This is a genomic window from Nocardia sp. NPDC006982, from assembly GCF_042869435.1.
Classification (GTDB): domain Bacteria; phylum Actinomycetota; class Actinomycetes; order Mycobacteriales; family Mycobacteriaceae; genus Nocardia.
In genome coordinates, this window is record NZ_JBIAFV010000007.1 from 497,010 (window position 1) to 506,904 (window position 9,895).

General features: G+C 64.5%; 8 protein-coding genes and 1 pseudogene. 3 read left to right on the forward strand and 6 right to left on the reverse strand.

Annotated elements, in window-relative coordinates:
* Nucleotides 1-2: 2 nt before the first annotated feature.
* The 4 genes from ACFYOW_RS29215 to ACFYOW_RS29230 all read right to left on the reverse strand — a co-directional run bounded on the left by ACFYOW_RS29215 (nucleotide 3) and on the right by ACFYOW_RS29230 (nucleotide 4,945).
* Nucleotides 3-884 carry a sterol desaturase family protein gene (locus tag ACFYOW_RS29215; protein WP_387293198.1) on the reverse strand — a complete coding sequence of 294 codons (882 nt, stop codon included), beginning with the start codon at nucleotides 882-884 and terminating at the stop codon, nucleotides 3-5.
* A 53-nt stretch (nucleotides 885-937) separates the two neighbouring features.
* Nucleotides 938-1,759 (reverse strand): helix-turn-helix domain-containing protein, encoded by an 822-nt coding sequence (locus ACFYOW_RS29220; RefSeq protein WP_387293200.1) that lies wholly within the window; start codon nucleotides 1,757-1,759, stop codon nucleotides 938-940.
* A gap of 185 nt (nucleotides 1,760-1,944) precedes the next feature.
* Complete coding sequence (locus ACFYOW_RS29225; RefSeq protein ID WP_387293202.1) at nucleotides 1,945-3,117, reverse strand: PucR family transcriptional regulator; 1,173 nt, start codon at nucleotides 3,115-3,117, stop codon at nucleotides 1,945-1,947.
* 19 nt (nucleotides 3,118-3,136) lie between these two features.
* Nucleotides 3,137-4,945 (reverse strand): AMP-dependent synthetase/ligase, encoded by a 1,809-nt coding sequence (locus ACFYOW_RS29230; protein WP_387293204.1) that lies wholly within the window; start codon nucleotides 4,943-4,945, stop codon nucleotides 3,137-3,139.
* 768 nt (nucleotides 4,946-5,713) lie between these two features.
* Here ACFYOW_RS29230 and glnA point away from each other — a divergent pair.
* Nucleotides 5,714-7,147: a type I glutamate--ammonia ligase gene (gene glnA / locus ACFYOW_RS29235; RefSeq protein ID WP_387293263.1), complete on the forward strand. Its 1,434-nt coding sequence runs from the start codon at nucleotides 5,714-5,716 to the stop codon at nucleotides 7,145-7,147.
* Nucleotide 7,148: 1 nt separating this feature from the next.
* Here the strand turns inward: glnA and ACFYOW_RS29240 are convergent, their stop codons facing one another.
* Nucleotides 7,149-7,925 carry a helix-turn-helix domain-containing protein gene (locus ACFYOW_RS29240; protein WP_387293206.1) on the reverse strand — a complete coding sequence of 259 codons (777 nt, stop codon included), beginning with the start codon at nucleotides 7,923-7,925 and terminating at the stop codon, nucleotides 7,149-7,151.
* A 45-nt stretch (nucleotides 7,926-7,970) separates the two neighbouring features.
* On the opposite strand from ACFYOW_RS29240, the gene ACFYOW_RS29245 reads away from it, so the two are divergent.
* Nucleotides 7,971-8,843 carry an alpha/beta fold hydrolase gene (locus tag ACFYOW_RS29245; protein ID WP_387293208.1) on the forward strand — a complete coding sequence of 291 codons (873 nt, stop codon included), beginning with the start codon at nucleotides 7,971-7,973 and terminating at the stop codon, nucleotides 8,841-8,843.
* A 309-nt stretch (nucleotides 8,844-9,152) separates the two neighbouring features.
* A complete protein-coding gene (locus ACFYOW_RS29250; protein ID WP_387293265.1) occupies nucleotides 9,153-9,359 on the forward strand; it encodes a cytochrome P450 in 207 nt (68 codons plus the stop codon).
* Here the strand turns inward: ACFYOW_RS29250 and ACFYOW_RS29255 are convergent.
* Nucleotides 9,356-9,895, reverse strand: a pseudogene (locus ACFYOW_RS29255) (hypothetical protein); the annotation flags it as partial. The gene ACFYOW_RS29250 and the pseudogene ACFYOW_RS29255 sit on opposite strands and share 4 nt — an antisense overlap.

Here is a 9,895-nt window from a genome sequence, read left to right on the forward strand (position 1 = left end):
GACTACATCGCACAGCCGCCGTCCGCTGTGAACGGGTAGACGAACTGGTCGACATAGCCGGTCGGGTAGTCGGGTTTCGCCGCCATACCGAGATCGTCGGTGCCGAAGCGTCGTGCCGGATCGTAGGAGTAGGTGCGGAACAGGTGATCCCAGATCAGGGTGAACAGGCCGAAATTGACGTCGCCGATACCGGCGAACTTCAGATGGTGGAAGCGATGGCCCTCGTTCATCGCCAGTAGGTATTTGGCGGGTCCGATCCGGTAGTCGGCATTGGAGTGTTGCAGCAGCAGCTGGATGGCGACCGAGAGAGCAAGGGCGGCCGCGACATTCGATGGCAGGCCGATCAGGATGAGCGGGGCGACACCGGCGGCCATCTCCACGGTCTGGTGCAGCGGATGTTTCATCAGACCATTGAGGCCGTAAAAGCGTTCGACGCTGTGATGTACCGCGTGGAAGCGCCACAGAAGTCCGATTTTGTGACTGGCCAGATGTACCGTGGTGATACCGAGATCAGCGACCAGGATGGCAAGCAGAACCTGGCACAGGAACGGCCATGAGGTCGGCCAGCTGTCCGGAGCGGGCACGATGGTCGCCAGCAGCGGAATCGCCGCGACGCTGAGCAGGACGAGCATTTCGTTGACGAAAGCATGGATGCGATCGCGCAGGGTGTCATCGAGATCGTGATTCCAGTCGGCCTGGTACGGAATCAGCCGCTCCACCAGAAACGAGGCGACGATCGCGACCGCCAGTACGAGCAGTAACGAAAATTTCGGCGCGCCAGCAGAACTCAGCGCAATACCGACGCCGTTGAGCCCGATCAGCATGAAGGGCACATAGCCGTAGCGCGCGAGACGCTGTGTGGGCGTGTAGGTAATGGTTGTCATAGGGGCAAGCCTGGTCGGCCGTGCCCGGAATGACTTGAACGATTCGGCTGGACCTAGGGGGCGTCGCCGAGATCCCAGTCGACGCGTCGGTTCAGGGCCGACGGCGGCAGTCCGAAGGTGCGGCGGCAGGTGCGGGTCAGGTGGGAGCTATCGGCGAAACCGGCGGCGTGGGCGGCGGCGGTGAGATCGTCTCCGGAGCGGACGCGGGTTATCGCCACATGTAGTCGGAGCCAGAGAATGTAGGGCCGCAATGGAATTCCGACCTGTTCGGTGAACAGATGGGTGAGTCGGGTCGCGGAAATGCCGACCCGGCGTGCGACATCCGCGCCGCGGATCGGTCCGTCGCCGACGATGGAGGGCAGCAGTCGCAGCACTTCGGTCACTGCCTCGTGGCGCTCGTCCTCGATGCTGTGCGAATTGTCGCGTTCGAGATCATCGACAACCTCGGCGACCAGTCCGGCGAGTGTTTCCCGCTCCGGATCGATGGGTAGGGAATGTTCACAATCGGCCCACCCGTAGGTGTGCGCTCTGCGGTCGGCGGCCGCGCCCGCGACGGACTCCGGATCGAGATAGATCGCGGTGCCGCGCTCGGCCCCGGTGGCGATGCGATGCGGTGCGTCGGCGGGCACGATGACATGTGTGCCGCGATGCCGAATGCCGCTCGCGTCCACCACGACCACCGGCGTACATGCGGTCACCACTTGGACGGCGTGATGGGCGTGCAATGCGGTGGGGCCGATGCTGCCGCCGAAGGCGAGCACGCCGGCACGCAGCAATGCGGTACCCTCCCAACGCAATTCACCGGGCGACCCGGAGACATAGTGCACGGATCGGGGCGAGGTGGATGCCCCGTCGGTAACCAGAGCCTTCATCATCGGATGCTCCCGGGTGACTGCGAATCCCGAATCGGATCCCTGACGGAGACTATCCCGGCCGCACGGCCGCTGTCAGGGTAACGGCGACGCGATCGAGGAACTCGGTGATCAAGGGCCCGGCGATCGGGTGCCCAGCGCGAGACCGTCATCGGTGCGGCGGGCGTTGTTTGTCAGAGTGACCGAACTCAGGGGGCGAAGGCAGCGGATTCGAGGCGGCGGGCCAGTCGGGCCGCGGACAGGGTCATGGCGTCGGCGGGGCGATGCGGGTCGAGGCCGGTGAGTTCGTGGACGCGGGACAGGCGGTAGGTGACCGTATTCCGGTGCACGCTGAGCTGACGCGCCGTCGCCAACTGGTTGAAACCGCTGTCGACGAACACCTCTAGGGTTTCCGCCAGCATGGGCTGGGTATCGAGGGGCGCGAGTACCGACGCCAGCCCGGGCCGTGCCGCATCGCTGACCGCAACCGTGTATTCGAACTGCAAATCCATTCTGCGGCAGAGTATCTCGCGACGTGTCAGGCACCGCCCCAGTTCGGCCAACACCCGCGCCTCGGCAAAGATCGTCGGGATCTGGGCCCTGCTCGCCGCAGTACCGACACCTACCCAGTAGGGCGGTGTTCGATCGGGCTGATGTGCCGGTAGTCGCGCAGTGAGACCGGTAATCGCGGCCGTACCGTCATCGCCGGGTTGCAGCGGGATCAGTGCGGTCCACCCGCCCGCGTCCAGCCGCAGGAAGACGCCCGGAATCGCCTCGACCCGGTGCCGCAGCGCCGAAGCGTGCCCGCCGCGGGTGCCGCAGAGGCGGAATACCGCGACGAGGAAGTCGTCTGCGACCGGAATGACCGGATCATTGGCCCACTCCACCGGATCGCGTCCGGTGAGCAGGGCGTCGGCGATACCTCGGCGACGCTCCAACAGTTCCCAGCGCGGATCGTGCGAGCGCTGGGTGGCCGCGCCCGCGATGCGCGTCATGACCAGCGTGATGTACTTCAGCAGCATTAGCGAGGCGTCGAGCAGCAGCTCCTGCTCGGCGGAGGTGGCCGCTTCGCGCAGCCGGTCCCAGATGAAGGCCGAGCCGAGCCGATATCGGTTCAGCACCTCGGTCAGTGGCGTGCCGTCGCGGAGCCGGTCCATGGCCAGTTCGACGAGCTCCCTGGTGTCCTCCTCGGAGGGTTCGGTGCCGCAGCGCAGATATTCGAAGAACAGGTCGACATTGAGTTTCGTGCCGCGCGCGAAATCGGTCTCGACCAGTGACTGGGGGATCCGCGGGTACGGCGGCAGGCTCCCGTAGAACCCGTCGACCAGCGACGCGGCTCTTCGGTGCAGATCGTCGACGACCCGGGTCCGCGTTGGCGTCATTGAACTTCTCCATCCCGCACTACGAGTACAAGCTCTCGATCGTGTCGTTGTAGCGGGTGGCGATCGGGGTGCGCTTGAGTTTGCCGGTCGCCGTCAGAACATCGCTTCCGGGCTCCCATACCTCCGGTAGCACGATGTACTTCTTGATCTGCTCCACCTGGGAGAGTTTGCCATTGGCGGCGGCCACACCTTGCTCGATTACAGCCAAGACTTCCGGATTCTTCGCGAATTCGGCGACGGTGGTTGCGGTGAGCCGGTTGCGCCGGCCGAAAGCCTGCACCAGGTCGGGGTCGAGGCAGATCAGCGCGGTGTTGTACGGCCGCTGCTCACCGATCACCACGACGGTGCCCGCGAGCGGGCAGTTCTCGGTGATCGTGTTCTCGATATTGGCCGGGGACATATTCTTCCCGGCCGCATTGATGATGATTTCCTTCTTGCGGTCGACGATCGAGAGGTAGCCGTCAGCGTCGATCGACCCGATATCGCCGGTGTGCAGCCAGCCGTCGGCATCGATGGCCGCCGCGGTTTTCTCCGGATCGTTGCGGTAACCGCGCATGACCATTCTTCCGCGGATCAGTACTTCGCCGTCGTGGGCGAGTTTCACCTCAGCCCCGGGGAGTGGCGTGCCGACGGTACCGATCTTGACGCGCTCCGGACCGCTGAGCGTCGCGCCCGCAGTGCATTCGGTCATGCCGTACCCCTCGCACAACGGCAGACCGAGACCGAGGAAGAATTCGTGCACCTCGGGCGGGATGGCCACCGAACCGGTGACCGCGGCGCGCACCTGACCCAGGCCGAGCCGGGTGCGAATCGATGCGAGCACCAGACGATCAGCCAAGGCATACCGGAGTTTCTCTAGTTGGCCGAGTGCACGGCCGTCGGAGGCGGCCCGGGCGCGGGCGCGGCCGGTGCGCACCGCCCAGCGGATCAGGGCGCGCTTGATCGGATCCGGTTCGGCCGCGAAGCGCTCCTCCAGCGCGCCCTTCACCTTCACCCATATCCGGGGAACACCGAGGAAGACGGTCGGATGCACCTCGGCCAGCGCCTCGGCGACCTTCTTCAGATCCGCGACGGTGGTGATCTCACCGCCCTCCAACATGGTGAGATAGTGCGCGAACCAGCGGTTGGCGGCATGCGCGTCCGGCAGGTACGAAATCACTCGATCGTGTCCGCTGCCACCGCCGAATATCTCGATGACGCGGGCATTTTCGATGAAGTTGGTGTGGGTGAGCTCGACGCCCTTCGGCGGTCCGGTGGTGCCGGAGGTGTAGACGATGGTCAGCAGATCCTCGGATTTCACACTGCGCCAGGCGGTTTCGAAGTCGAAGTCTTTCGCCTCGGCCGATTCCACTATCGATAGCGCGATCGTGCCCGCCGGTGCTTCATCGACGCATATCACGTGCTCGACGTGATTGCCATGGGCCACCGCCTTTTCCACGGCCTCGAGGATCTGTGGGGCAAACTGGCGCTCGCAGATGACGATCTTGTTGCTCGCATTGCCGAACTGGTAGGCGAGCAGATCGACGGGGTTGGTGTTGTAGACCGAGAACGGGGTGCCGCCTGCGTGCAGCACGGCCGTATCGCAGAGGTGGAATTCGGGTCGGTTGGTCATCATCAACGCCACCGTGTCACCGGGTCGCAGACCGAGGGCGGCCAGGCCGGTCGCGATCCCGCGCACCCGGTCGGCGTACTCACGCCAGGTGATCGTCACCGCTCCGCCCATGGTGCGCAGCGCGACCACGTCCGGATACTTCGCGGCATTCGCTTGAAAGGCCGCACAGAGCGTGTCCGGACGGGCCGGGCCCGCCGAGACTGTCGATGAAACCAAGACCCAACCTTCTGCTCAATGGTGTCGAGGTCACCGCGCCGCAGGCGACCTCGTCGTCACCTATCAGCACAACGCATCGACGAAGCGTGGCGCTAGCGGCAAACGAGCAGACTGTCAGGCCTCACCTTGTGCACATGACCAAGGATCGCGGGTCGACAGGTCGATAGCGCTCCGGGCCGACGTGCTGGATCACGTCACCGATTACAAATCGACACGTCACCGTTTCGAATAGTGTCGTTCGGGCGCAGTCCGCGCGAACGTGCAGATCGGCAACCGCCGTGCCCGCGACCGTGGTGTCGGAGATGGCCAAGTCCATCTCGTGGGTGGTTTGTCCGGCACCAGCGGGTTGAGCACCGCCTGGGAAGCTGGAGCCTGCGGCGTTGAGGCCGCCGATGGTCATCGAATGCCGTGCCGCCGTCGAGCGGTGACGAATTCATTTCCCAACCTCGCGATCTGCACCGATGAACAAACCGGCGTGTGGTCCAGCTCAACCGAGCGTCGGGATGGGCGGTAGCCGCAGAATACCGAAGCTCCCGCGCGAACTTTGTGCGGCTGCACCGGGGTGGCTGCGGACACGCCGGATCGGTCCGTTTCTCGCCCGGATTCGGGTCCGTCATTGATGTCGAAGTCGTATCGTGAGACTCGGCGAGCAGGACCTGCCGTGACCCATGGACGGGTCCGGTCGTCAGAGGACAATCGCCTCGCCACCCGCGGATAGACCTGCGCCGCGAAAGCGAGGAGCAAGCCGTGTTGGACGAGCGAGCAGCCTTGACTGCCACCACCGACGGAATTCTGGAATACATCTGCGCCGCGGAAGTCGAATACGTCGATATTCGATTCTGCGACGTTCCCGGTGTGCAGCAACACTTTTCGATACCGGCCGTCACATTCGGCGCGGATCTGGTCGACAACGGGATCGCCTTCGACGGCTCATCGGTGCGCGGTTTCCAGTCGATCCACGAATCGGATATGTTGCTGCTCCCGGATCTGCGCACCGCACAATTGGACCCCTTCCGGGCCGCGAAGACCCTGAATTTGAACTGCTTCGTGCACGATCCGCATACGCACGAGGCCTACAGCCGCGATCCGCGCAATGTCGCGCGCAAGGCCGAGGAGTATCTGAAGAGCACCGGCATCGCCGATACCGCCTACTTCGGACCGGAGGCGGAGTTCTACATCTTCGATGCCGTGCGCTACGACACCAAGATGAACGGCGCCTTCTACGAGGTGGATTCGTCCTCGGCCGACTGGAACACCGGCGTCAAATATAATCCCGACGGCACGATCAACCGCGGGTACAAGGTGCGCGCGAAGGGCGGCTACTTCCCGGTGGCCCCGTACGACGCCGATGTCGATGTGCGCGATCGGATGTGCACGAATCTGCAGAACGCCGGGTTCGAATTGGAGAAGGGCCACCACGAGGTCGGTACGGCGGGCCAGGCCGAGATCAACTACAAATTCAATACGCTGCTGGCCGCCGCCGATGATCTGCAGCTGTACAAGTACATCATCAAGAACACCGCGTGGGCCGAGGGCAAGACCGTCACTTTCATGCCAAAACCACTGTTCGGCGATAACGGCTCAGGCATGCACGTGCACCAATCCCTGTGGCTGAAGGGCACACCGCTGTTCTACGACGAAGCCGGCTACGCGGGGCTGTCCGATCTGGCCCGGCACTATATCGGCGGACTGCTACTGCACGCGTCCTCATTGCTGGCATTCACCAATCCGACCGTGAACTCCTACAAGCGCCTGGTGCCCGGCTTCGAGGCCCCGGTGAATCTGGTCTACAGTCAGCGCAATCGCTCAGCGGCCGTGCGCATTCCGGTCACCGGCACGAATCCGAAGGCCAAGCGTCTGGAATTCCGCTGCCCCGACTCCTCCGGCAATCCGTACCTGGCCTTCGCCGCCATGATGATGGCCGGTCTGGACGGCATTCGCCGCAAGATCGAACCGCCCGTCCCGATCGACAAGGACCTCTACGAGCTCACCCCGGAGGAATCCGCCGAGGTCACCCAAACTCCACCCAGCCTCGACAGCGTTATCGACCGACTGGAAGCCGATAACGACTACCTGACCGAAGGCAATGTCTTCACCGACGACCTGCTCGAAACCTGGATCCGCCTCAAGCGCGATACCGAGATCTCTGAAATCAACGTCCGCCCGCACCCCTACGAATTCGAGCTCTACTTCGACGTCTAGGTCAGTCGGTGTGCAGCTCGCCGTTGATGGTGAGGAAGGCGGTGGGGGTGAGGCCGAACATGGCGCGGAAGGTATCGCTGAAATGTGAAGGGGACGCGAAGCCCGCGTCGACGGCGGCGCGGGTGAGGTCGTGGCCCGCGGCATAGGCCCGGCCGACGCGCAGCATCCGCGCCCATTGCACGTAACGGCGGAAACTGGTGCCGGTCTGTTCGGCGAAGGTACGCAGGAAGTAGGAGGTCGATAGCCCTGCGGCACTTGCCTTTTCGGCGGCGCGCTGCTGCTGGGTCGGGTCGGCGCGGATGGCCGTGGCGACGGCGGCGATGCGGGGATCGCGGATGGTGGGGACCGGGATGCTGGCCAGCTCGAGCAGACGGTCGATGTCCGGTGCCGGGTCGGCGCACAGCTCGATCAGTTCGGCCTCGTTGCGATGGTCGGCGCTGTATCCGTTGACGGTGCGGCGCATACCGCCGAGGCAGCGGGCCATATTTTCCGAGGTCGGGTCGAAGAAGCAGAAGAGCTTGGGCACGTCGGTGTCCAGGATGTGGTGCGTGACGCGGGCCCGGAACAAGAAGCTGCGGGCGGTGATGTCCGCAGCGTCCGCGACCCGGACCCGAAACGGGGCGTCGAGTCCGACCCCGAGGCCGGCGATCGCGGTGGAGTGCGCGCCCAGGGCCATCCCGGGCCCGATGTAGATCGCGTGTCCGGGTCGCAGCCAGAGCCGGGCAGAGGTGACCGCCGTTTCGGGAGCGCACGTTTCTGGAAGTGCCGACCGCGCCATATCCGCGACGATACAGAAAGTCGCAGGACAGACGGGAGATCAGGGATGAAGCTGGATGGGCAGCCGGAATCGACCTTCGAATTGCGGGAGGTGACGGTCGACGGCGCACGGCTGCGTTATGTCGATGTCGGGCAGGGGGATCCGCTGGTGCTGCTGCACGGCTGGCCGGAAAGCCATGCCGCATGGCGGCACCAGATCGGGCCGCTCGCGTTATCGCGGCGGGTCATCGCACCGGACTGGCTCGGGTGGGGTGCTTCCGACCGGGACATGGCGCTGAGTTGTGACTACGACAGCGAGGTCGAGCGGATCGGGCGCATGTTGGATGCGCTCGGCCTGGAGCGCGTCGATCTGGCGTGTCACGACTACGGCGGGTTCCTCGGATTGGGGTTTCTGCAGCGTCATCCGGAACGGGTGCGCCGCTTCGCGATTCTGAATTCACGGGCGCAGGGCATTTTCACGCCACCGTACTACCTGCTGTTCGGCTTGCTGACCGTGCTGGCACGGACCGAGCTGCTGCGGCCGCTCGTCACCGCACGGGCCATTCAATGGGTGCATCGCGTCGGTCTCGCACCGTACGTGCGCAACGGATCCTTCGACAGCGAACAGCTGCGCCGATACCTCGCCGTGCTGGACACGGCGCCGGGTCGCCGCTGGAACGCTCACTTCTGGTCCGGCTATCGCGTCCGGATCCGTCCGGAATTGGCTGCCGGACTGGGTTCCGTCAGCTGCCCGACGACCGTCATCTGGGGCGACCGCGACCCGGCCATCCCGTTCCGCACCGCCCAAGAACTGGCAGCAGGAATTCCCTACGCCACGCTGGTCCGCATCGACGGCGGCAACCACTTCATCATGGAGGAACGCCCGGACGAGGTGACCGAGGCATTGCGCGCCTGGCTCCTGCGCCCGGCCAGTTACTAGCCGAGCGACGAAAAGCGTTGTCTCTCTGCATCATTCGCGCAAATGAGATAGTCCCGCCAGTGCTGCTGCTGGAAGCATGCGTTCGATCCCGAAACCGCCGCGAAGGAACTCACTCGGGATGTTGCGGGGCTGTGTAGGTTTCGCCCGCCGCGGCGATGGTCGGGTGGAAGATCGGCGCAATCCGAGACCGAGACGTGCGGTCGTGGAATCTGGAACCCGATCCTCGCGCGCGATGCGGGTGGGCTGTACTGAACTATTTTTGTGCCACGGCGAGCTGCTACGTTGCTGGCTGCCCCAGCGGCCGACGCGATGAACCGCGCTGCCTACCTCCCATTCGGCACAGGTCCGCAGAACTGCGTCGGGCAGCGGTTCGCGATGCTCGAGATGGTCACGGTCGTCACCGCGATCGCACGGCGCTGCCGACAGGTGCCGACCCATAAGAACGCCGAAAAGGACTCCGCCACATTGATTCCCGACAAACTGCGAATGCGAGTACACCCCTGGCTTGAGATTTAACCCTTCTTCTTGTCTCCCATCTTCGCCACCTTGTCTGTTTTGCGAATTTCTGACCCGAGGAGGTGGCGTGGGGCTGGTGTGTTCCTCCCTCCTGGTGGGCGGCCGGGGCCGGGGTGAGTGGTTTTCGGCAGACGCGTCGGAGTACCCAGGCGATCACGGACGTGTCGAAATGCGCGCCGGACTCGGTAGGGCGTCAAAGGTTTCCCCGGGCGTAGGCGTCGTTCCCAAGGGCGACGTAGATCAACAGTCAAATCGCGGGCCAAGTGGAGTTGGGTATAGGCGGCGATCAGCAGCCAGGTCCATCGGACGGCTTGCTCGGGATGCCGCAGCCGCGCGGCGGTCCAGCCGAGCTGGGACTTCATCAGTTTGAAGGTGTGTTCCATGTCGAAGCGACGCAGGTAGGCCCGCCAGCACACGTCCAGATCTGGGGCGTGGAGCCCAGAGTGCCACAGCCACATGGTGCGGTGCGGGTTGCGGCCGTCGGGCAGCCGTTCGACTCGGACCTCGATGACGGTGCCCTCGATGATCGGCAGCCG